The sequence below is a fragment of the Mesorhizobium loti CJ3sym genome (genome assembly GCF_000472785.1).
Taxonomy (GTDB): Bacteria; Pseudomonadota; Alphaproteobacteria; order Rhizobiales; family Rhizobiaceae; genus Mesorhizobium; species Mesorhizobium loti_E.
Map to the genome: position 1 here is coordinate 167813 of NZ_AXAL01000003.1, position 22189 is coordinate 190001.

General features: G+C 63.0%; 18 protein-coding genes. 15 read left to right on the plus strand and 3 right to left on the minus strand.

Annotated features, from left to right (window positions below; all coding sequences use genetic code 11):
* Nucleotide 1: 1 nt before the first annotated feature.
* Complete coding sequence (locus tag A3A9_RS0107795) at nucleotides 2-793, plus strand: ATP-binding cassette domain-containing protein (RefSeq protein ID WP_027058277.1); 792 nt, start codon at nucleotides 2-4, stop codon at nucleotides 791-793.
* 148 nt (nucleotides 794-941) lie between these two features.
* Nucleotides 942-1964: a LacI family DNA-binding transcriptional regulator gene (locus A3A9_RS0107800; RefSeq protein WP_027058278.1), complete on the plus strand. Its 1023-nt coding sequence runs from the start codon at nucleotides 942-944 to the stop codon at nucleotides 1962-1964.
* A gap of 341 nt (nucleotides 1965-2305) precedes the next feature.
* Here the strand turns inward: A3A9_RS0107800 and A3A9_RS0107805 are convergent, their stop codons facing one another.
* The gene (locus A3A9_RS0107805; protein WP_027058279.1) at nucleotides 2306-2896 is read right to left on the minus strand and encodes a TetR/AcrR family transcriptional regulator; all 591 of its coding nucleotides are present in this window, start codon (nucleotides 2894-2896) and stop codon (nucleotides 2306-2308) included.
* A 244-nt stretch (nucleotides 2897-3140) separates the two neighbouring features.
* Here A3A9_RS0107805 and A3A9_RS0107815 point away from each other — a divergent pair, with 244 nt between their 5' ends.
* From A3A9_RS0107815 to A3A9_RS0107825, 3 genes are read left to right on the plus strand one after another with little or no spacing between them, the layout of a single operon-like run.
* Nucleotides 3141-3395, plus strand: a complete 255-nt coding sequence (locus tag A3A9_RS0107815) for a hypothetical protein (RefSeq protein WP_027058280.1) — start codon at nucleotides 3141-3143, stop codon at nucleotides 3393-3395.
* Nucleotides 3380-6565 carry an efflux RND transporter permease subunit gene (locus A3A9_RS0107820; protein WP_202596358.1) on the plus strand — a complete coding sequence of 1062 codons (3186 nt, stop codon included), beginning with the start codon at nucleotides 3380-3382 and terminating at the stop codon, nucleotides 6563-6565. The genes A3A9_RS0107815 and A3A9_RS0107820 overlap by 16 nt, the downstream gene beginning before the upstream one ends.
* 15 nt (nucleotides 6566-6580) lie before the next feature.
* Entirely contained in the window at nucleotides 6581-7735 is a 1155-nt protein-coding gene (locus A3A9_RS0107825; protein ID WP_027058282.1) for an efflux RND transporter periplasmic adaptor subunit, read from the plus strand.
* 43 nt (nucleotides 7736-7778) lie between these two features.
* On the opposite strand, the gene A3A9_RS0107830 is transcribed toward A3A9_RS0107825, so the two are convergent.
* Entirely contained in the window at nucleotides 7779-8687 is a 909-nt protein-coding gene (locus A3A9_RS0107830; protein ID WP_033838428.1) for a LysR substrate-binding domain-containing protein, read from the minus strand.
* A 101-nt stretch (nucleotides 8688-8788) separates the two neighbouring features.
* Here A3A9_RS0107830 and A3A9_RS0107835 point away from each other — a divergent pair, with 101 nt between their 5' ends.
* The 8 genes from A3A9_RS0107835 to A3A9_RS0107870 all read left to right on the plus strand — a co-directional run bounded on the left by A3A9_RS0107835 (nucleotide 8789) and on the right by A3A9_RS0107870 (nucleotide 18540).
* Nucleotides 8789-9577, plus strand: coding sequence for a HalD/BesD family halogenase (locus tag A3A9_RS0107835; protein WP_027058284.1), 789 nt, complete (start codon nucleotides 8789-8791; stop codon nucleotides 9575-9577).
* Between the two features lie 118 nt (nucleotides 9578-9695).
* Nucleotides 9696-10388, plus strand: a complete 693-nt coding sequence (locus A3A9_RS0107840; protein WP_027058285.1) for a GntR family transcriptional regulator — start codon at nucleotides 9696-9698, stop codon at nucleotides 10386-10388.
* Nucleotides 10389-10419: 31 nt separating this feature from the next.
* A complete protein-coding gene (locus A3A9_RS0107845; RefSeq protein ID WP_027058286.1) occupies nucleotides 10420-11526 on the plus strand; it encodes a mandelate racemase/muconate lactonizing enzyme family protein in 1107 nt (368 codons plus the stop codon).
* Nucleotide 11527: 1 nt separating this feature from the next.
* The gene (locus A3A9_RS0107850; protein WP_027058287.1) at nucleotides 11528-12712 is read left to right on the plus strand and encodes a mandelate racemase/muconate lactonizing enzyme family protein; all 1185 of its coding nucleotides are present in this window, start codon (nucleotides 11528-11530) and stop codon (nucleotides 12710-12712) included.
* 228 nt (nucleotides 12713-12940) lie between these two features.
* Nucleotides 12941-14605 (plus strand): ABC transporter substrate-binding protein, encoded by a 1665-nt coding sequence (locus A3A9_RS0107855; protein WP_027058288.1) that lies wholly within the window; start codon nucleotides 12941-12943, stop codon nucleotides 14603-14605.
* 71 nt (nucleotides 14606-14676) lie between these two features.
* Entirely contained in the window at nucleotides 14677-15627 is a 951-nt protein-coding gene (locus A3A9_RS0107860; RefSeq protein WP_082221946.1) for an ABC transporter permease, read from the plus strand.
* Nucleotides 15627-16505, plus strand: a complete 879-nt coding sequence (locus tag A3A9_RS0107865; protein ID WP_027058290.1) for an ABC transporter permease — start codon at nucleotides 15627-15629, stop codon at nucleotides 16503-16505. The genes A3A9_RS0107860 and A3A9_RS0107865 overlap by 1 nt, the downstream gene beginning before the upstream one ends.
* Nucleotides 16498-18540 carry an ABC transporter ATP-binding protein gene (locus A3A9_RS0107870; protein WP_027058291.1) on the plus strand — a complete coding sequence of 681 codons (2043 nt, stop codon included), beginning with the start codon at nucleotides 16498-16500 and terminating at the stop codon, nucleotides 18538-18540. Before A3A9_RS0107865 ends, A3A9_RS0107870 begins: the two co-directional genes overlap by 8 nt.
* An 18-nt stretch (nucleotides 18541-18558) precedes the next feature.
* On the opposite strand, the gene A3A9_RS0107875 is transcribed toward A3A9_RS0107870, so the two are convergent.
* Nucleotides 18559-19461: a LysR family transcriptional regulator gene (locus A3A9_RS0107875; protein ID WP_027058292.1), complete on the minus strand. Its 903-nt coding sequence runs from the start codon at nucleotides 19459-19461 to the stop codon at nucleotides 18559-18561.
* A gap of 115 nt (nucleotides 19462-19576) precedes the next feature.
* Here A3A9_RS0107875 and A3A9_RS0107880 point away from each other — a divergent pair, with 115 nt between their 5' ends.
* Complete coding sequence (locus tag A3A9_RS0107880; protein WP_027058293.1) at nucleotides 19577-21232, plus strand: ABC transporter substrate-binding protein; 1656 nt, start codon at nucleotides 19577-19579, stop codon at nucleotides 21230-21232.
* A 92-nt stretch (nucleotides 21233-21324) separates the two neighbouring features.
* The gene (locus tag A3A9_RS0107885; RefSeq protein ID WP_245278992.1) at nucleotides 21325-22122 is read left to right on the plus strand and encodes a DUF427 domain-containing protein; all 798 of its coding nucleotides are present in this window, start codon (nucleotides 21325-21327) and stop codon (nucleotides 22120-22122) included.
* Nucleotides 22123-22189 lie beyond the last annotated feature (67 nt).

Consider the following 22189-nt stretch of genomic DNA (forward strand, 5'->3'; position numbering starts at 1 on the left):
CATGGCCGAGCCATTGATCCGCATGCAGAACATCCGCAAGTCCTATGGCCGCGTGCAGGCGCTCGAGGACGCCAATTTCCATGTCAACGAGCGAGAGATCGTCGGCCTGCTCGGCGACAACGGCGCCGGCAAGTCGACGCTGATCAAGGTTTTGTCGGGCGCCGTGCCGCTGACCAGCGGCGACATCTTCATCCGCGGCAAGAAGGTGAGCCTGCGCAGCACCAGCGACGCCATCGCCCACGGCATCGAGACCATCTACCAGGACTCGGCGCTGGTCACGCAACTGTCGATCGCCCGCAACCTGTTTCTGGGACGCGAGCCGATCAAGCCGCCGCGCTTTCTCAACCGCATGGACCAGGAGGCGATGAACACTGTTGCCCGCGATCTGCTCAAACAGGTCGGCATCTCGAAAAACATTCCGCCGACGACGCCGATCGGCTCGCTGTCCGGCGGCGAGCGCCAGGCTGTGGCAATCGCTCGCGCCATGCATTTCGACAGCGATCTCATCATCCTCGACGAGCCGACCAACAATCTCGGCGTCGCCGAAACGCAAGGCGTGCTGAGCTTCGTGCGCAGCGCGCGCGATTCCGGCCATTCCTGCATCTTCATCGCGCATAACATCCATCACGTCTTCCAGGTGGTCGACCGCATCGTCGTCATGCGCCGGGGCAAGGTGGTCGCCGACGACATCGACCCGAAGAAGACAAATGTGACGGAAGTCGAACGGATCATCACTGGCATGTCGGACAAGGAAATCCGCGACGCCGTCGCCGACGGCACGCCGTCGCACTGACGACGGGCGGATCCATCTTGTCGCAGCAGCCGAATGCGCATCGCGGTGATGGGCGTCGATCAGCCATCCCTCAGACTACATCGTCTGCCCTATCGCTTGTCACATCACCTGTCTGGCGCGCCACAGCATCGGCGCATAGGGTTGCGGCATGAAGGCCACCGTCTCCGATATCGCCAGGAATTGCGGGCTGTCGACCGCGACGGTCGACAGGGTGCTCAACAACAGGCCTGGTGCCAGCGCTGCCAACCGGCAGCGCGTCATGGAGGCCGCCAAGCAGCTAGGCTATCTGCCGGTCGCCGATCAGGTGACGCTGCCATCGAGGCCCGCAAACCTCGAATTCTTCCTGCCGATCGGCCGCAACGCCTTCATGCAGGATCTGGCAAAGCACATCGAAGACTATGCATCGCGCCTGCCGCTGGTGGCGTCCTGCCGGATACACAACCTCGCCGGCATCTCGCCGAATGCGCTGCAGAGCGCCATCGAAAACCTGTCGCTGAAGGCTAACGGCGTCGGCGTCATCGCCGTCGATCATCCACGAACCCGCAACATCCTGCGTGACGTTGTCGAGGCCGGCATCCGCCTGGTGACGCTGGTGTCCGATATTCCAGCCGCTCCCCGCTCGGCCTATGTCGGCATCGACAACCGGGTGGCGGGACGGACGGCTGCACTTTTGATGGGACGTTTCCTCAGCGGCCGCACGGGCCATCTGGCAATGGTCGTCGGCTCACGCTCCTATCGCGGCCATGAGGAACGCGAAATGGGCTTTCGCTCGGTGCTCGGCGAGGAATTTCCCAACCTCACCGTGACCAGCGCCGTCGAGATCAATGACGAGCCGGATGCCAGCTATGCCGAGACCATGAAGGTGCTGCGCAACGAGCCGGAACTGCTCGGCATCTATTGCGTCGGCGCCGGACGCTCCGGCGTGGCAAAGGCCCTCCGGGAAGCGAGGCCCAATCGCAAGCCGGTGTTCATATGCCACGACCTGACAAGGGAAACGCGCGGCTATCTCGTCGACGACCTCGCCGACGTCGTCATCGACCAGAACGCACGGCTGATCGCCGAACAGTCGGTCATCCGCCTGCTCGGCTCCATTGCCTCATCGGCGCCTTATCTGACGCGCAAATTCATCGAGCCGCGTCTGATCTTCAGGGAAAACGTGCCGGTGCAGTGAGGCCGATCGGCCTAGGCAAAGCCGATTACCCGGATTTGTATGATAATTGGATACGGCAAATCTGCACAGCTGCTATGCACAATTCATTGTTGCCGAATCATTGGGCAAATCGTAGCTTCTGGTTGTCGGCCATCTACTCCTCCCAGATGCGATGCCGACGCTGAGTGGGGTGCACCTCCTCCCGCGCCACACTCGAAATCGAGCCCGCTGCCACCTCCTCCCGGCAGCGGGCTTTTTTCATTCAGCCTTCAGGAATAGCGGTATCGCCGGCGCCAAAGCGCCCTAGGCATCGCATTCAATCACACGATAGAATGGCGCGTCATTGACAGCGGCGGATCACTTCAACCGGCGGCAGTGCCCCGGAAGGAAACGATCAACCCTTCGGCCATGCGCACGAACTGCGTGCTGGGCCCTTCGGTGCCTTCGGTCTGCACGCTGACGCGCGCGCCCTCGAACAGCAGCGACAGCGTGTCGGCAAGCAGTTCGGCCTGACCGATGCCGGCATCCCGGCATAACGTCACAAGGCGGTGGCGCTGGGCTTCCTTGAGCTCCTTGATCACAAGCCTCGCCGGATGGTCCGGCTCGGTCAGCTCGGCAGCGGCATTGGCCATGTCGCAGCCGCGGCCGTCAGCGTTAAGCATGGCAGCCGCCTTGCGAACCCAGGCATGCAATTGCGCGAGCTTGTCGCCGGGAAATTCGACTTCGAAAGCCTCCCACATCGCGCCGGCCTTGGCCGCGTTGGCCCGCAGGCATTCGACGATCAGTTCGTCCTTGGATTCGAAGTGACGATAGAGCGTCATCTTGTTCGTGCCGGCAGCTTCGGTGATGGCATCGACACCAACGCCCTTGATGCCATGCTTGTGGAACATGTCACGCGCCGTCTCCAGGATTCGATCCCGGGGACGTGAGCGCTCCACGACGCCGTCTGTCATCATGATCTCCTTTCGTTTCCTAAAAACCACGGCCACCTCTTGACTAGGGTGTTACCGGTCTGTAACTATACAGAATGTTACTTACTGGTAACACCTATGTCGCCCTCCGTCAATAACAAGGCCGTGAACTGGTCCTGCCAGATCGGAAGAGCGAAAAACTGCAGTTCATGCGGCTCCGGCCGGTGAAAAGATGAAAAACGGTTCGCGAGCATGGGCTGCGAATCGACAGACAAGGAGCCGGCCAATGCCACAGCGCCGCGATCTTACCATAGATGAAGCCGTCCGGGATCCGATGATCCGGCTGGTCATGAAGGCAGATGGGGTCGACCCCCGCGCTTTCGAGAAAATGCTCCGCTCGCTTGCCGACGAGCGGCGTCGCGAGGTGCCGTTGCTGCGTTCGCTGGAACAGTCCGGTGACGGGCGCGGCCAAAGGCTGTCCAGGGTCGCCAGCGCCTTCGGGCGGGCGAGAGCAGCCGGAGAGGCATGCGTGTCGTGGTAAATTTTTTCATCCACCGTCCGATCTTCGCCTCGGCGATCGCCATCATCATGGTGCTCGCCGGGACGATTTGTTATTTCCTGCTGCCGGTCTCGCAGTTTCCCGACATCACGCCGCCCCAGGTCGTGGTCAGCGCCCATTATCCGGGCGCCAGCGCGCAAGTCGTGGCCGATACGGTGACGACGCCGCTGGAGCAACAGATCAACGGCGTCGAAGGCATGACCTACATGTCGTCGACGAGCTCCAATGACGGCTCCTCGACCATCACGATCACCTTCGATGTCGGCTATTCCCTGAGCACAGCCGCTGTCGATGTCCAGAACCGCGTCTCGCAAGCCGCCTCGTCGCTGCCGGCGATCGTCAATCAGGGCGGAGTGACGATCAAGAAGCAGAATCCGAACTTCGTCCTCATCGTCAATCTGACCTCGCCCGACAAATCGGTCGACCCGGTGGCACTGAGCAACCTTGCCTATCTGCAGGTCGTCGATCCGCTGAAGCGCCTGCCCGGCGTCGGCGACGTCCAGATCTTCGGCGAGCGGCGTTATTCGATGCGCGTCTGGCTCGACCCGGACAAGCTCGCCAATCTCGGCATCACCGCGGTCGACGTGCAGAATGCCATCTCGGAACAGAACGTCCAGGTCGCGGCCGGCAAGATCGGCCAGTCGCCGGCGCCTGCCGGCACGGCTTTCGAGATGCAGGTCAACGCCGTCGGCCGCCTGAGCGACCCGAAGGAGTTTGGCGACATCGTGGTGCGCGCCAACACCGACACCGGCTCGCTGGTCCGGCTGCGCGACGTCGCCCGCATCGAGCTTGGCGCTTTGCAGTATTCGTCGTCGGCCTTCTTCGGCAAGGACCCTACCGTGGTGCTCGCCGTCTACCAGATGCCCGGTTCCAACGCGCTCGACCTTCAGCAGCGCGTCAAGGACAAGATGCAGGAGCTGTCCGGCCGTTTTCCGAAGGGCGTCTCCTACGCGATGCACTACGACACCACCCGCTTCGTCTCGGCGTCGATGCATGATGTGCTGATCACGCTCGGCGAGGCCCTGGTGCTCGTCGTTGCCGTGGTGTTCGTCTTCCTGCAGAGCTGGCGCACGACGATCATTCCGACCATCGCCATTCCGGTGTCGCTGGTGGCGACGATGGTTGTCATGGAGATGATGGGCTTCTCGCTCAACATGCTCTCGCTGCTTGGCATGGTGCTGGCCATCGGCCTCGTCGTCGACGACGCCATCGTGGTGGTCGAGAATGTCGAACGACAACTTGAGGCCGGGCTGAAACCGCTGGCGGCGACCAGGGCCGCGATGGCCGAAGTCACAGGACCGATCATCGCCACCACCGCGGTGCTGATGGCCGTCTTCGTGCCCGTCGCCTTCATTCCCGGCGTCTCCGGCAAGCTCTACAATCAGTTCGCGCTGACAGTGGCGATCTCCGTCGGCATCTCCGCCTTCAACTCGCTGACGCTCAGCCCGGCGCTGAGCGCTGCGTTCCTGCGCCATCGCGGCGAGACGCAGTTTGCCCCGTTCCGCTGGTTCAACACCGGCTTCGACAAGCTGTCGCATCTCTACGCTCATGGCGTGCGCATCCTCATACGGCTGCGTTGGGTCATGCTTGGCCTGTTCGCGGCCGGACTGGTCGCCACCTACTTCGTCTGGCAGAAGCTGCCCTCGACCTTCCTTCCGGTCGAGGACCAGGGCTACTTCTTCGTCGTCATCCAGCTGCCTGACGGCGCATCGCTGGAACGCACGGATGCGGTGGCGCAGAAGGCGCGCGACATATTGCAGGCGACGCCTGGCGTCGACATTGTCGGTTCGATCAGCGGCCTGAACTTCCTGACCAGTGCCGCACAGTCGAACTCGGCGGTCGAGTTCGCCATCCTGAAGCCCTGGGAAGAACGTGGCCCCGACCAGAACGCATCCAAGCTCGTCGCCGATGTCCGCGGCAAGCTGTTGCAGATGCCTGAAGCCTTCGCGCTGAGCTTCGATCCGCCCTCGATACCTGGCATCGGCACCACGGGCGGCTTCGAATTCGTCGTCGAGGATCTCACTGGTCGCGGCAGCACGGCTCTCAACGACGCGACGCAAGCCGTGATCGCCGAGGCGCGCAAACAGCCTGAGATCAACCCGCAGCAGCTGTTTTCGCCGTTCTCGACCTCGACGCCGCAGTTCAACTACGACCTCGATCGCAGCAAGGCCAAACTGCTCGGCCTCAACCTGCCCGACGTCTTCAACACGCTGCAGATCTATCTCGGCTCGCTCTACGTGAACGACTTCAACCTGTTTGGCCGCACCTTCCGGGTGACCATCCAGGCCGACAAGGATGCACGTGCGGGTGCAGCCGACATTTCCCGGCTCTACGTGCGCAATGCCACGGGCGGCATGGTGCCGCTCTCGACGCTGGGCAAACTGGTGCCGTTCGTCGGCCCGGAAACCGTGCCGCACTACAACAACAATGCCTCGGCCACGATCAATGGCGGCGCTGCTCCCGGCTTCTCGTCGGGCCAGGCGGTGGCCGCAATGGAACGGGCCGCGGCCACCGCGCTGCCCAGGGATTTCGGCTTCGAATGGACCGGCATCACCTTCCAGGAGCTCAAGGCGGGATCGATCGCGTCGGTCGTCTTCGGCCTCGCCATCGTCTTCGTCTTCCTGATCCTGGCGATGCAGTATGAGAGCTGGGCGATGCCGTTCATGGTGCTGCTGGCAGTGCCACTGGCCTTGTTCGGCGCCTTCGTGGCGCTCTGGGTGCGAGGCATGCAGATCGACGTCTATTCGCAGATCGGCTTTGTCATGCTGATCGGCCTGGCGGCGAAGAACGCCATCCTGATCGTCGAGTTCGCAAGGCGGCGGCGCGAGGAAGGCTTGAGCATCGTCGAGGCGGCGATGGAAGCCGCGCGGCTGAGACTGCGGCCGATCCTGATGACGGCCTTCGCCTTCATCCTCGGCGTGCTGCCGCTGATGTTTGCGACAGGCGCTGGTGCTGCAAGCCGGCAGTCGATCGGCACCACCGTGTTTGGCGGCATGGTCGCCGCGACAATCCTGTCGCTGGTGTTCGTGCCGGTCTTCTACGCGGTCATCGAGCAATTGCGGGAGCGCCGTGAAAGCGGCGAACCCACCTCCAAACACACTGAACCAACTGCCGAACCCGCCTTCCCTCCCCTGGCGGAAGCGGCTGAATAAGATTGGAGAATAATCATGCGTAAATGGAAAATCGCTTTGGGAACCGCTGTCGCGCTCGGCGCGATCTCGGTGGCCAGCGTCCACCTGCTCGACATGGGCAACCTGAGGCTGAGCAGCGGCACGGCCGGAGCGGCGACGCCGGCTCCGGCGGCGTTCGTCATGCCGGTGCCGGTGGCGAACGTCGTCAAGAAGACGATCCCGATCTATCTCGACTATGCCGCCCGCATCGAGCCGATCCGCAGCGTCACGCTGCAAGCGCGTGTGCCTGGCTACTTGCAGGAACAGACGGCGCAAGACGGCGCCGATATCAGGCAGGGCGACCTCCTCTACAAGATCTCGCCTGACGACTTCCAGGCAGCGCTCGACCAGGCGAGAGCCCAGGTCCAGCGCGATACGGCAACACTCGATTATGCGCGCTCCAATCTCGGCCGCGGCACCGAGCTGGCCAAGAGCGGCTATCTGGACAAGGACAGCTTCGACCAGCGCACCAGCACCTTGCGCGAAGCGCAGGCGTCGCTGGCACTCAACCAGGCGGCCGTGCGCACGGCCGAACTCAATCTGAGCTACGCTGAAATCCATGCACCCTTCACCGGGCGCCTGGGCCGCAACCAAGCCTCGGTCGGAACGCTGGTCAGCGTGGCCGGCACAGTGCTCAACACGCTGGTGCAGCTCGACCCGATCTATGTCACTTTCAATCCGAGCGAGACGGATCTGGTCGAGATCGAGCAGGCCCGCGCGGCCGGCCCGATCGAGGTCGAGGTCCTGCTTCCGGGTGAGACCGAGACCAGCCAGAAGGGCGAGCTCACCTTCATCGACAACACGGTCGACCATTCGACGGGAACCATCACCGCCCGCGCCACTATCGGCAATGCTAAGTTCACGCTGATGCCTGGCCAGTACGTTCGCGTGCGGCTGCATGTCAGGCAGCAGCCCGATGCGCTGATGGTGCCGCAGACGGCGCTGGGCTCAAGCCAACTCGGCAAATATGTCTACGTCGTCGGCAAGGGCAACACGGTCGACCAGCGGCTGGTCTCGCTCGGCCCGACCAGCGGCGATCTGGTGGCTATCCTGAGCGGCGTTGCCGAAGGCGACCAGGTGATCACAGGCAATCTGCAGAAGATCGGCCCCGGAATGCCGATCTCGCCACTGCCACAGAAACCGGCTACCTGAATCCCCCGCAGGCCCGGTTTCCGCGCGGCGCCCCGACCTTTTCTCAGGTCGCGGGCGCCGTTTTCATGAGCAGACCAGCAAGAGCGGCCACATCGGCGCGGTCGGCCTTGGCCGGCGGCATGAAGGCGCAATAAGGGTGGCCGAGGCGCACTGAAACGGGCGAGAGCGCGATCAGGCGGCCGGCCTCCAGATCGGCCTGCGCCATCACCCGCTGGCCGAGCGCAATTCCCAGACCCAGCCTCGCTGAAGCAATCGCCAGACTGGACAGGCCGACGCGCCGCCCATGCGACAGGTCTGGCGAGCGGCTGCCGCCGCAGGCCGCGAACCAGTCCGCCCAACTCGGGTGCGAAGCATAGTTCGGCCCCCAATTGGTGTGGATGAATTGGCTTTCGTGTAGATCTGTCAGGCTTGCGTCGTCCTTGCCGTGCCGGTGCCAGAATTCCGGCGCGCAGACCGGCAGCACATCGTCATGGACAAGGCGGATCATGCGCAGGGCCGGATAGTGATAGTCGCCATAGGAGATACGCAGATCGATGTTCCAGCGTATCAAGTCGACCGGGTCGTCCTCGACCCGCACGTCGATCGCCATCTGTGGAAAGGTTTCGAGCAGCACAGCCAGTTTCGGCGCCAGCCACAGCTCGGCCAGCGAGAACGGCACGCTGACGACAAGGCGCGTCCGCAAGCCGCCTTCCAGCATGCGCTGGCCAATGGCGGCAATGTCGCCCAGGGCGCGCGCGGTCTGCGGATAGATCGCATGGCCGGCGTCGGTCAGCGTGATGCGGTTGCCCGTGCGCACGAACAGCTGCTTGCCGAACCAGGTTTCGAGATTGCGGATCTGCTGGCTGACCGCCGCCGAGGACACGCCAAGCTCGGTGGCGGCCAGCGTGAAGCTGCCGGCGCGGGCGGCGACCTCGAAGGCCTTGATCGCATTCAGCGGCGGCAGCCGTTCCATGGCGGACTCCATAAGTTTTTCTTAGTCAATCCTAATAATTTTCCGCGTTGAGAGAAAGAATTTTTGCCGTCTTCTGTGTTCAACCTTATGGAGCCTGCGCCATGAAAGACATTCTCGATCTCGACCGCTATCCGCTGGACCGCGAAGGCAGTGCCGAATGGAAGCGTCTCGTCGAACAATCCATTGCCGCGCTCGAAGCCGATGGCATGTTCAATCTCGAGGGCTTTCTGCGGCCCGGCATCGCCGAAAAAGCGGTGCGGGAAATCAAGCCGGCCATGGACGCGCGGTCACACGTCCACAAGCGGATGCACAACATCTACTTCAAGCCCAGCATTCCCGAACTGGCCCCTGACCACCCGGCCCTGCGCAAGGTCGAAACGATCAGCCACACGGTCTGCGCCGACCAGATTCCGCAAAGCACCGTGCTTGCCATCTACGAATACGAACCGCTCGTGCGTTTCCTCGCGGCGACGATGGGCAAGGCAAAACTGCATGTCATGCAGGATCCCCTCGCCCGTACCAATGTCATGGCCTATCGCGCCGGCGAAGCGTTGAACTGGCATTTCGACCGCTCGGAATTCACCACGACGCTGCTGCTGCAGCAGTCGCAACGTGGTGGCGACCTCGAATATCGCACCGATCTCAGGTCGGATGACGATCCGAACTATGAAGGCGTCGCCAGGCTGCTCGAAGGGCATGATCCCGACGCAAAGATCATGCGCATGAAGCCGGGCACGCTGAATGTCTTTCGCGGCAAGAACACAGCCCACCGTGTCACCACGGTCGAAGGCGAGCGCGAACGTATGATCGCGGTGTTCTCCTACTATGAAAAGCCAGGTGTGACGTTCAGTGCCGAGGAACGGCTCGGCTTCTACGGCCGGGCGGCCTGAGCACCCAAACCGCATCCGGATCAAGTTGTCGGGCGACGGTGAAAAAACGAAAATGACATCTTGTTAGATTGTCGACAATCTGATTGTCTTGCCTTCTGTTCTCGCTGGAGTGGGCCGGATGGTGAAGACGGATTTCAGCCCGATTGCCGATACGACGCGCCGCGCCGAAATCGTGGCGTTGCTGCGGCGCGCGATCCTGACCGGCCAGCTCGAACCCGGCCAGAAGCTCAACGAGCTCAGGATCTCCGAACAGATGCGGGTCAGCCGCGCGCCATTGCGCGAGGCGATGCGCGAGCTGGTGCAGGAAGGCATCCTCACCAGCATTCCCTATGCCGGCACCTTCGTCATCGATGTCACCGCCAAGGACATCGATGATGCCTATTCGCTCAACAAGGTGCTGGACGAGTTCGCCATCGAGCGCACCTGGCCACAGCGCGACCTGCGTTTCTTCGATGAACTCGACCGGCGCCATGAAGCGGTGAAACAGGCGACGCGCGACCTCGACACCACGCGCCAGATCGAAACGGCCCTGCAACTGCACGGCCTGATCTACGAATGGGCCGACAATTCGGTGCTGCTCGAAACCTGGCAGCGGCTGACCAGCCGGCTGCAGATGTATTTCGCCTTGCACCAGCAGGCGCGCAAGGAAGCGGTGCCGGCCGAAGACGTCCACGAGACTTATGTGCGGCTACTCAAGGGCACCGACTGCCAAGCCGCCCAGCGCCATGCCCGTGAGCATATCGACCTCGATTTCGAAGAGCTTCTTGCCTACGCGCGCAGCCTCGAACAGCGTCCCTCGAAGGGCGCTTGATCATTTCCTCACCAGTGCAGCGGACAACAACGTGAAGATCAAATCCATCAAGGCCTACCATGTCGTGCAGCCCTTCGTGGACGGTCCCTACCGCATGTCCAAGGGGCGGGTCGCCGACTGCTTCGACGCGGTCATCGTCGCCATCACTTCCGATAGCGGCGTGACCGGCTGGGGTGAGATGGCGCCGCTCGGCAATTTCTATTCGGCGGCGTTTCCGGCGGGAACGCGCGCGGGCGTGCCGGAAATCGCGCCGCATCTTATCGGCCAGGATCCGCGCGGACTCTCCAGCATCGGCCGGCTGATGGACACGGTGTTCAAGGGCCATCCCTACATCAAGTCGGCGCTCGACATGGCCTGTTGGGACTTGGCCGCACGCGCCGCCGACGTGCCGCTGGTGACCATGCTTGGCGGCCGAGAAAGCGACATGGCGGAGATCTACCGGGTCGTCACCCACGGCACGCTCGACCAGATGGCGGCGATGGCAAAAAGGATCATCGCCGAGGGCTGCCGCCGTGTGCAGGTCAAGGTGGGCGGCAATGTGCACGATGACATCGAGCGGGTGACGGCAATGGCCTCGGCCGTGCCGAAAGGTACGGTGATTTTCTGCGACGCCAATGCCGGCTGGACATCCTATCAGGCACGGCAGTTCGCCGATGCCACGCGCGCGATCGACTACACGTTCGAGCAACCCTGCACGACCATCGATGAGAACATGTCGGTGCGCCGCATGCTCGACAAGCCGATGGTGCTCGACGAATCCGTGACGTCGCTGGAAGAGATGCTGGAGATTCATCGCCTGGGCGCCGCCGACGGCCTGACGCTGAAGATCTCGCGGCTGGGGGGAGTAACGAAGACACGCTTGATCCGCGACGTCGCTGTCGACCTTGGTTTCATGATCACTGTCGAGGATACAGGCGGCGCCGAGATCGACACAGCGGCGATGGCACATCTGTCGCTGTCCACGCCGCAAGAGCGGCGATTGCATGCCATTGCCTTCCATGAATGGGTGACGGTGCGCACGGCCTTCAACGCCCCACCGGTCACTGGCAGCCATATGGGCATTCCAGACGGACCCGGCCTCGGCATCGACGTGGACCCAAGCCTGCTCGGCACGCCGTTCTTCGAGATTGGCGGCTGAGATGAAAATCCGCAGCATCAAGGCCACGCCGATCAATCTTCGCCTCGAAGCGCCCTATGGCTGGGTGTTCGGCGAGTTGGACGGGTTTTCGCAGACCATTGTCGAGGTCGAGACCGAGGATGGACTGACCGGCCTCGGCGAGGCGCCGACACCGGCGGCAGCCGCGATCATCAATGGCGTCTTGGCCGAGCGCCTGGTCGGCCGCGATGCCTTCGACATCGCCGGTGCCGAGCATGTCAGCCTGCCCTACTGGACCGGCGTGCAGTCGATCAACGACCGCACCCGCATCATGGCCTTCGGCGCCATCGAGATGGCGTTGTGGGATCTGCGCGGCAAGGCGTGGAACCAGCCGCTCTACCAGCTGCTCGGCGGCGCCGTGCGCAAGGACATCCCGTTCACCGACTATTTTTCGCTGCGCGGCGATGGGCCAAAGGTGAAGGGCGAGACGACGCCGGAAGAAGTCGCCGACTATTGCGTCGAACTGCACGAGACGCATGGAACGACCTTCTTCGAAGGCAAATTCTCGACCGAAGACCCGAAAGTCTCGCTGAAAATGGTCGAGCTGATCCGCGAGAAGCTTGGCGATGAGGCGATGATCCGCATCGATTCCAACCAGGCCTATTCGTTGGCGACGGCCAGGCGATTGGCGCGGCCACTGGAGGATCTCGGCGTGCGCAACTGGGAGGATCCGGTGGCGACGATCGAGGAGATGCGCCAGTTGCGGCAGCATTGCTCGATCCCGTTCTCGACCCACAACATCGACATCGCGCGCGCCATGGACCTCAAGGTTCCGGACGCCTTCGTCGGCAATCCGACGGCGCATGGCGGCATTGGCCGCATGCTGCGTTTCGTCGGCGCCTGCGAGCATGCCGGCATCGACTTCTGGTGCTACAGCGGCGACAGCGGCATCGGCAGTGCCGCCTATCTGCATCTGTGCGCTGCACTTGGCTGGATTCGGGAGCCGAACCAGTCGCTGTTTCGCATGCAGCCCATGGATATCACCGAGGAAGGGCCGTTTTCGCCGAGGAATAATGTCGTGCGCGTGCCGGAAGGTCCCGGTCTCGGCGTCACGTTGTCGCGAAAAAACCTCGACGCCTGTCACCGAGACTTTACCGAGAAAGGACCCTGCAACAAGTATCATGATCCGGCGGAGCCCGGGACCTATCGCCGTTTGCCGCTGAACTAGAGGCGGCCAAGACAGGAGAAGCCAACCACCGCGACTTCGGTCGGGAAGGTCGGACACCGACACGTAAAAGCAGCGTAGTCGAAATCCGACACATCCAGGCCAAGGACTGATGGACCGGACAAAACTGCATGCTAGAGTTCGGTCGACAAAATCCAATTGGCGACCGGGGTACGGAGAACATCCAGGAATTCGTCAACCACAAGAACACAAGGGGAAAGGGTTAAACCCATGAGCAAGAACTACCGCATTCTCGATCTGATCCGGCGCAATCGCTCGCCGCTCGAAAATCACCTCATCGACGGTCTCGTCGACGGCCGCGTCAGCCGCCGCGACTTCATTCGCCACGGCAGCCTGCTCGGCCTGTCGCTGCCGCTTCTGGGCGGCATCACCACGGCCGCCGGCTTCGGCGGCATGCCGTCGCTCGCCCGCGCCGCAGGCGCGGCCGGCGCCACCATCCGCGTCGCCAGCAGCGTGCCGGCGGCAGCCATCGACCCGGTCACCATCGCGGACGCCGGCGGCCTGCTGGTCATGCAGCAGGTTGCAGAGTTCCTCTGCGTCGACGGCCCCGACCTCGTGCTGCAGCCGGCACTGGCCGAGAGCTGGAAGCCGAACGAAAAAGGTACGGTGTGGACCTTCAAGCTGCGCAAGGGCGTGAAATTCCACTCAGGCGGCGAGATGAAGGCCGACGACGTGGTGGCCAGCATCGATCGCCTTGCCGACCCGGCAAACTCCTCCAATGCGCTGTCGGTGTTCACCGGCATCCTGCAGAAGGGCGCCTCGAAGAAGGTTGACGACTATACGGTCGAGTTCCACCTCGATGCGCCGAACGGCAACTTCCCCTACATGCTGTCGTCCGACAACTACAACGCGGTCATCATTCCGGCGAGCTACAAGGGCGATTACGAGAAGAGCTTCGACGGCACGGGGCCGTTCAAGATCGAGAAGTACACGGCTAAGGTCGGCGCCTCCTTCGTCCGCAACGACGATTATTGGGGTCCCAAGGCGCTGCCGGATCGCACCGAGTTCACCTTCTTCACCGATGTGCAGCCGATGATCCTGGCACTGCAAGGCGGCCAGGTTGACATCATCAACCAGATGCCGGTGCTGTCGGGCGTGGCCCTGCTCAACGATCCGAGCGTCGACATCATCAGCCTGAAGTCTTCAGCGCATCAGCAGTTGCACATGCGCTGCGACGATGGCCCGTTGAAGGATGCGCGCGTGCGCCGCGCCATCGCGCTCTGCCTCGATCGCGACAAGCTGGCCGCCGGCCTGATGAAGGGACGCTCGGCGCTCGGCAACGACAGCCCGTTCGCCGCTGTCTACCCGTCGACCGACACCAGCATACCGCAGCGCAAGCAGGACATCGCGCAGGCCAAGCAACTGATGGAAGCAGCCGGTGTCGGCTCGGGCTTCAAGGTGACGCTGACCACAGAGCGCTATCTGGAAATCCCCGAATACGCGCAGCTGATCCAGAACTGGGTCAAGGAGATCGGCGTTGAGCTCGAACTCAACATCCTCGACCAGGGTGGCTACTACGGCGATGCGGTGTTCGGCAAGTCGAACTGGCTGGATTCAGTGATGGGCATCACAGATTACGGTCACCGTGGCGTGCCGAATGTCTATCTCGCCGCACCTCTGAAGAGCGACGGCACCTGGAACGCGGCGCACTTCAAGAACAAGGGCTACGACACTCTGGCCGCCAGCTATATCGGCGCGCTCGACCTCGAGTCTCAGAAGGCCGACGCCGGCAAGATCCAGAAGCTGCTGCTCGAGGAAACGCCGGTCATTTTCGGCTATTTCTACGACTATCTGACGGCAACGGCGAAGGGCGTGGCCGGCGTACAGCCGACCGCCATGTCGCAGCTGTTCCTCGAAAAGGCATCGAAGGCCTAAACGAAAGGGGAAAGCCAATCCTCTAACAGCCAGTTCCCGCATGGGGGCTGGCTCCACAAGGAGTCTCAGCCATTCTCTCCTTCTTTGCACGGCGTGTGTCGCTGTCGCTGGTTACGTTGTTCCTGCTCAGCATCATGGTGTTTCTGGGCGGCCAGGTGCTGCCCGGCAATGTCGGGCGCGCCATCCTTGGGCCGTTCGCCGACCAGCGCGCCGTCGAGGCGCTCAACCACACGCTCGGCGTCGATCGCCCGCTGCTCACCCAGTACGCGACCTGGATCTGGAACTTTGTCCAGGGCGACATGGGCACGTCCTACATTTTCCGCTCGCCGGTGGCACCGTTCGTCATTGGTGCGCTGGGCAATTCGATGAAGCTGGCGGCGGTCGCCTTCGTGCTGGTGGTGCCGATCGGTATCCTCGGCGGCGTCATCGCCGCGCTCAACCTCAACCGGCCGCTCGACCGCATCATCAGCCTTGGGGGCCTGTCGGTGACGGTGCTGCCGGAGTTCGTCACCGGCATCATCCTGATCCTGATCTTCGGCGTCTGGCTGCGCTGGCTGCCGATCTCGGCCGCATGGCCGAAGGACGCCGGCTTCTTCACCCAGCTCTATTACCTGATCCTGCCCTCGCTGCCGCTGTTCCTGGTGCTGTTCGGCTATATCGCCCGCATGGCACGCTCCGGCATGATCGAGGCGCTCGATTCCGACTATACGCGAACGGCGGTGCTCAAAGGCCTGCCCTGGCGCACGGTGATCTGGCGCCATGTGCTGCGCAATGCGCTGCTGCCGACCATCACCGTCATTGCCACCCAGACCGGCTATCTCATCGGCGGCCTGGTGGTGATCGAGACGCTGTTTCGCTACCAGGGCATCGGCTCGCTGATCTTCACCGCCGCGCGCGGCAAGGACTTTCCGATGCTTGAATCGGGCATTCTCACCATCGGCATCGTCTATGCCGTGGCGACATTGATCGCCGATTTCCTCTATTCCGTGCTCAATCCACGCATCCGGCTGGGGTCAGACTAATGAGCGCCGTCCAGACCACCTCTCCGCCACCAGACGACACCCGCCGGCGTAGCCCCATGGCAGAAGTCGTTTTCTCGCTGCTGCGCTCCAAAACGTTTCTTGTCGGTTTTGCCATCGTGCTGTTCTGGGTTGCCTGCGCGCTTTTCGGCGAACATTTCGCGCCGTACGATCCGCTTGCCGACGACATCATCAACGCGCTGGCGCCACCCTCGCGCGAACATTGGTTCGGCACCGACCAGATCGGCCGCGACGTCTTCTCGCGCGTCATCGTCGGCTCGCGCGACATCCTCACCGTCGCACCGTTGGCGACCTTGCTGGCGACGGTCGCCGGCACCGCACTTGGCCTGCTCACCGGCTATTTCCGCGGCATCGTCGACGATGTCGTCAGCCGCATCCTCGAAGCCTTCATGGCAATCCCGGTGGTCATCGTCGCGCTGCTCGCCATCGTCGCGCTCGGCACCTCCAAGACCACCGTCATCGTCGTCATTGGCCTGAGCTTCGCGCCGATCATCGCTCGCACCGTGCGCTCGGCGGTGCTGGCCGAGCGCGAACTCGACTATGTCGCGGCAGCACAGCTCAGACATGAAAGCGCTGTGCATACAATGTTCGTCGAGATCCTGCCCAACGTCATCCCGCCGATCCTGGTCGAGACCACTGTGCGGCTGGGTTATGCCATCTTCGCGGTCGCGACGCTGTCCTTCATGGGTTTTGGGATCCAGCCGCCATCACCCGACTGGGGGCTGTCGATCTCCAGCAATTACGGCATGATCGGCGGCGGCTTCTGGTGGACGGTGCTGTTCGACGCGCTTGCTATCGCCTCGCTGGTGATCGGTGTCAACCTGGCGGCCGACGGCGTTCATGGAGCGCTCAATGACTAACTCCGCAAAAGCCGAAAACGCCCTTGAACTGCACGATCTGTCGGTCGCCTATCGCGTCGCCGGCCGCAACCGCGCTGTGCTGCGCAACCTCAGTCTCAACATCAGGCAAGGCGAGGCCTATGGGCTGGTCGGCGAGTCCGGCTGCGGCAAATCCACGGTGGCGCTGACCGTCGTGCGCTATCTGCCAAGGAACGGTTCGATATCAGGCGGCGCCATCTCGCTCGACGGCCAGGACGTCATGAAGCTCGATGCCGAGGCCCTCAGGCGCGCTCGGGCCGAAAGCGTCTCGATGGTCTATCAGGATCCGGGCAAGGCGCTAAACCCGTCGATCCGTATCGGCCGCCAGTTGACAGAGATCTTCGAGCTTGGCGGCATTACGGGCCAGGCAGCCACCGATCGCGCCATCGCCATGCTGAACCGGGTGCGCATCTCCGATCCCCCAAGCGTCATGCAGCGCTATCCGCACCAACTCTCCGGCGGCATGCAGCAGCGCGTCGCGATCGCCATGGCGCTGGCCAACGATCCCTCGATGCTGATCCTCGACGAGCCGACCACCGGCCTCGATGCGACGGTCGAGGCCGAGGTGCTCGACCTCATCGCGCAGCTGCGGCAGGAACTCTCGGCCTCGATCCTGTTCATCAGCCACAACCTCGCCGTCGTCTCCAACATGTGCGACCGGGTCGGTGTGCTTTATGCCGGCATGCTGGTGGAGGAAGGACCGACGGATGTCGTGTTCAACGATCCGCGCCATCCCTACACGGTTGCCCTGCTGCGCTGCCTGCCGCGTGGCGGCCAGCGCAAGGACCAGGGCCGTCTCGACACCATCCCCGGCTTCCTGCCGGGCATTGGCGCTGACATCAAGGGCTGTGCCTTCGCAGACCGCTGTGCGCTCGCCGACGACCGCTGCCGCAGCGAATTGCCGCCGCTCTATGATCTGAGCGACGAGCGCGGAAAACGTCTGTCGCGCTGCTTCCATCACGATAAGGCGCAAGCCCTGCCGCGCGCCACACCGAGCGATGTTGCGACAGCGCCCAAGCCGACAACCGCACCGGTGCTGCGGGTCGCCGGGCTGAACAAGACCTATGCCAGCCACGGCCATCCCTTGCGCGCCGTCAAGGACGTCTCGCTCGATCTCGGCCCCGGCGAGACGCTGGGGCTGGTCGGCGAATCCGGCTCGGGCAAGACCACCTTCGCCAGGCTGCTGCTCGGCCTTGTCCCGCCCGATGACGGCGGCACCATCGAGCTCGAGGGCAAGGCGCTGGCGCCGAAACTGGAGAACCGTGGCGACGATCAGGTCAAGGCGATGCAGATCGTCTTCCAGAACCCGGACTCGGCACTCAACCGCTCACATTCGATCCGCCACATCCTCGGCCGCGCGTTGAAACGGCTGGCCGGCCTCTCCGGCAAGGCGCAGGAGGCGCGCCTCGACGACCTCGTCCGTTCGGTGCGCCTCACCGACCGGCACCTGGCCGTCAAGCCGCGCCAGCTCTCAGGCGGGCTGAAGCAGCGCGTTGCCATTGCGCGCGCCTTCGCCGGCGATCCGCGCATCGTCGTCTGCGACGAGCCGACCTCGGCGCTCGACGTCTCCGTCCAGGCGGCGATCCTCAACCTGCTCGCCGACCTGCAATCCAAGGAAGACGTCAGCTACATCTTCATCTCGCACGACCTTGGCGTGGTGCGTTACCTCTCCGACAAGATCGCCGTGCTCTATCTCGGCCGCATCATGGAGATCGGGCCATCGGAGGAAGTCTTCTCCGGGCCACATCATCCCTATACCGAAGCGCTGCTGTCGGCCGTGCCCAAGCTCGACCAGACCGAGACGGCGCGCATTCGGCTCGACGGCGAAATCCCTAGCGCCACCAACCCGCCGACGGGCTGCGTCTTCCACACGCGCTGCCCGCGCAAGATCGGCCCAATGTGCGAGCAGCAGGAGCCGCCGCTGGCCGAGGCGCAGCCCGGACATTCCATCCGATGCCATATTCCCTACCCGGAACTTGCCAGGCTGCAGAAGGTCGGCGTGATCGAGGCGGCATAGCAAGGCAGCGCTGGCCGGTTACCCCCTGCCGGCCATGCTGAGGGAACGGTCACCTTCCGAAAACCCCTGACCTTTCGCCCAGTCCCTTGCCAAGGTGCGCAGGCCGGTCAGCGCGACGTCCAGCACATCAGACGAAACCGGGTTGGACGGATAGGCAAGGTAGATCGGCCGCTGGAACACCGGCGCATTGTCGATGCGTCGCATCTCACCGCGCTCGATGTGGCCGCTGACGGCGCTGAGCGGCAGGTAGGCCGAAGCTTGCTGCGACAGCACATGCTGCAGCCCGATGAAGACCAACCCCGCTGAAATGGCCGGCTTGACCATGCCGGCAAAGGCGCGGTCATGCTCGATGCGGAATTCGAGCCCCCAATCCATCAGGATGTAGTTTTCGGTCCACGGCTTCGTCTGCGCGGCGTGCTGGACGAGCACGACCTGATCGACAGCCAGCGTCTCATAGACGATGCCGGGATGCGGTCGCGGCAAATAGAGAATGCAGATGTCGAGCAGGCCTTCCGCCAGCTGGTCGATCGCCAGATCCGGAAAACTGCCTTCGAGCCTTAGCGCCACATTCGGCCGCTCAGTGCGCATCCACTCGACCCATGGCGAGGTGATCAAGTCCCAGAGATAGGCGGGAGCGGTCAGCCGCAGCAGCGTTTCATAGCCATCGGGAACGGCAATATCCTGTCTTGATTGCTCCCAGGTGCGGGTGATGGAAGAGGCGTGCGGCAGGAACTGCCGGCCGGCCGGGGTGAGCGTGACGCCGTCGCGGTCGCGCACGAAAAGCCGGCGCCCCAATTGCTCTTCCAGCCCCCTGATCCGTGCACTGACGGTGGATTGGGCGAGATTGAGGCGGCTGGCAGCGACGGTGAAGCTGCCATGTTCGGCAACCTCCAGGAAGCTGCGCAGGTTTTCTGTATCCATGCTCACCCCTCGCATCGAAAATTTCGATGACCCCTATCAAAAAATATCGCTTTCCGGTGGCCGTCAACAATGACCTAAATGGCCAATCTCCCCAGGGCAAGCGAGGAATGCAGCCATGCCAAGGCATTTCATGACGATTGACAGTGCTCGCAAAAACCTCCCTGCAATCGAAAATTCCGCTGTCGACGAATTGCTGGCCGGTCGGCTAGACCGCCGCGATTTCCTGCGCCATGGCAGCGTTCTTGGCCTCTCCCTGCCGTTCCTGGGCGGCCTTGTCGCGGCTGCCGGCCTTGGTACGCAAAAGGCCCGCGCCGAGGGCAAGCCGGGCGGCACGGTGCGCGCTGGCGTGGCGACGCCGGGCGGCGCCATCGATCCCGTCACCTACTATGACAGCGGCAGCTACCAGCTGGTTTTCCAGACTGCCGAGTTCCTCTGCATCACCCAGCCTGACCTCACCTTGAAGCCGGTGCTGGCGGAAAGCTGGTCGCCGAACGCGGACGGCAGCGTCTGGACCTTCAAGCTGCGCAAGGGCGTGAAATTCCACAATGGCGAGGATTTCAAGGCCGACGACGTGGTGGCGACCTTCGACCGGCTGGCCGACCCCAATGGCGCCTCGAACGCCCTTTCCGTTTTCAAGGGTCTGTTGTCGAAAGGCGGCACGCAGAAGGTGGACGACCACACGGTCGCCTTCCATCTCGATGCGCCGAACGGCAGCTTCCCCTATTCGGTGTCGATCGACAATTACAACGCCGTCATCCTGCCGGCGAGCTACAAGGGTGACTACGAAAAGACCTTTGAAGGTACCGGTCCGTTCCGGCTGGAGAGCTACACGCCGAAGGTCGGCGCGACCTTCGTGCGCAACCCCGACTATTGGGGCGAAAAGGCGCTGCCCGACCGGCTCGAGTTCAAATTTTACGGCGACGTGCAGCCGCGCATCCTGGCGCTGCAGGCCGGCGAGGTCGATATCCTCGACGCGGTACCGCTCGATGTCAGCCATGTGGTGCTGAACAGCCCCGACATCACGGTGTTGCGTGTCGCCTCGACAGCGCACCGCCAGCTGCATATGCGCTGCGACACCGGTCCGTTCACCGACAAGCGCGTGCGCCAGGCGCTGGCGCTCAGCATCGACCGCTCCAAGCTGGTCGATGGGCTGTGCCGCGGCATGGCGGCGACCGGCAATGACAGCCCGTTCGCGCCGGCCTTCCCTTCAACCGACAAGTCTGTGCCGCAGCGTGTCCAGGACATCGCCAAGGCCAAGCAACTGCTCGAGGCGGCGGGCCTGGGCAGCGGTTTCGATATCACGCTGACGACGCTGCGCTATTCCGATATTCCCGGCTATGCGCAGCTGTTCCAGAATTTCGCCAAGGAGATCGGCGCGCGCATCTCGCTCAACATCGAGGACCAGGACAAATATTACGGCAAGGCGGTGTTCGGCCAGTCGGACTGGCTGGACAGCCCGCTGGGGATCACCGACTACGCGCACCGCAGCGTGCCCAATGTGTTCCTCAAGAGCCCGCTGGTCAGCGACGGCCCGTGGAACGCGGCGCATTTCAAGAGCCCGGCCTATGACGGCATGGTCACCAGTTACTTGAAGGCCCTCGACATCGGCGAGCAGCGTGCGGCTGCCTCCGATATCCAGAAGCTGCTGCTCGACGAGACGCCGGTCATTTTCAGCTACTTCCCGGATTTGCTGGTGCCGGTGCGCAAGAATGTCAGCGGCCTGCCGCCGATCGCCGCCGGCCTGCTGCTCGATCGCGTATCCATAGGGTGAGCCCCGTGTCCAACCGCACGGCCACGAAAACAAGCAGACGGGAGACTACCATTCGCAAGCCTCATTTGCGCGGTCGCGGACCGCACTTCCCCTTGCTCGATACTATCGTGCAGTACGAGTTCGAGCCGGGCTATATCGCCTTCACCATGCCGATGCAGAAGCGGCTGCGCGTGCAGGTTGGATCGATGATCGTCGCCGACACGATGAAGGCGCTGGTGCTCTACGAGAGCGACCATCTGCCGGTCTATTATTTCCCGATGAGCGACGTGCGCGAGGAGTTCCTGCTGCCGAGCACGACGACGACCGAGAGCCCGTTCAAGGGCGTCGCCACGCATTATTCGCTGAACACCGGCATCACGCTGGTCGAGGATGCCGCCTGGCGCTATGCCGATCCGATCAAGGGATCGCCTGACCTGTCGGACTACATGTCCTTCTACTGGCCCAAGATGACGCACTGGTATGAGGAGGACGAGGAGATTTTCGTCCACGCCCGCGACCCGTTCCGGCGTGTCGACTGCTTGCCCTCGTCGCGGCGCGTGCAGGTCATCCTTGATGGCGAGCAGGTCGCAGATTCACGCCGTGGCGTCTTCCTGTTCGAAACCGGCCATCCGGTGCGCCATTATCTGCCGATCTCGGACACGCGGCTCGATATGTTTTCGCCTAGCCGCTATATTTCGCGCTGCCCCTACAAGGGCATCTCCAACTATTATCACGTGACGACCAAGGCCAAGCGGCACGAAAACCTTGTCTGGTATTATCCCGAGCCGGTGCACGAGGCCGAGCGCATCAAGGGGCTGGTCTGCTTCCACCACGAACTGGTCGACAAGATTCTGGTCGACGGCGTCGAAATTCCGAAAGAGGCCACCGCCGCTTCAGCCGGCTACTTCTGAACTGTCACTGGCTGACTGCATTCGAAGTCAGCCAGTTTCGAGTTTTCGTTCGCCCGGGCCAGTGCTA

Excerpts from the sequence above, each read along its gene's own strand:
- A3A9_RS0107795 (WP_027058277.1), top strand. The coding sequence starts at position 2 with ATGGCCGAGCCATTGATCCGCATGCAGAACATCCGCAAGTCCTATGGC.
- A3A9_RS0107800 (WP_027058278.1), top strand. The coding sequence starts at position 942 with ATGAAGGCCACCGTCTCCGATATCGCCAGGAATTGCGGGCTGTCGACC.
- A3A9_RS0107805 (WP_027058279.1), bottom strand. The coding sequence starts at position 2,896 with ATGACAGACGGCGTCGTGGAGCGCTCACGTCCCCGGGATCGAATCCTG.
- A3A9_RS0107815 (WP_027058280.1), top strand. The coding sequence starts at position 3,141 with ATGCCACAGCGCCGCGATCTTACCATAGATGAAGCCGTCCGGGATCCG.
- A3A9_RS0107820 (WP_202596358.1), top strand. The coding sequence starts at position 3,380 with ATGCGTGTCGTGGTAAATTTTTTCATCCACCGTCCGATCTTCGCCTCG.
- A3A9_RS0107825 (WP_027058282.1), top strand. The coding sequence starts at position 6,581 with ATGCGTAAATGGAAAATCGCTTTGGGAACCGCTGTCGCGCTCGGCGCG.
- A3A9_RS0107830 (WP_033838428.1), bottom strand. The coding sequence starts at position 8,687 with ATGGAACGGCTGCCGCCGCTGAATGCGATCAAGGCCTTCGAGGTCGCC.
- A3A9_RS0107835 (WP_027058284.1), top strand. The coding sequence starts at position 8,789 with ATGAAAGACATTCTCGATCTCGACCGCTATCCGCTGGACCGCGAAGGC.
- A3A9_RS0107840 (WP_027058285.1), top strand. The coding sequence starts at position 9,696 with ATGGTGAAGACGGATTTCAGCCCGATTGCCGATACGACGCGCCGCGCC.
- A3A9_RS0107850 (WP_027058287.1), top strand. The coding sequence starts at position 11,528 with ATGAAAATCCGCAGCATCAAGGCCACGCCGATCAATCTTCGCCTCGAA.
- A3A9_RS0107855 (WP_027058288.1), top strand. The coding sequence starts at position 12,941 with ATGAGCAAGAACTACCGCATTCTCGATCTGATCCGGCGCAATCGCTCG.
- A3A9_RS0107865 (WP_027058290.1), top strand. The coding sequence starts at position 15,627 with ATGAGCGCCGTCCAGACCACCTCTCCGCCACCAGACGACACCCGCCGG.
- A3A9_RS0107870 (WP_027058291.1), top strand. The coding sequence starts at position 16,498 with ATGACTAACTCCGCAAAAGCCGAAAACGCCCTTGAACTGCACGATCTG.
- A3A9_RS0107875 (WP_027058292.1), bottom strand. The coding sequence starts at position 19,461 with ATGGATACAGAAAACCTGCGCAGCTTCCTGGAGGTTGCCGAACATGGC.
- A3A9_RS0107880 (WP_027058293.1), top strand. The coding sequence starts at position 19,577 with ATGCCAAGGCATTTCATGACGATTGACAGTGCTCGCAAAAACCTCCCT.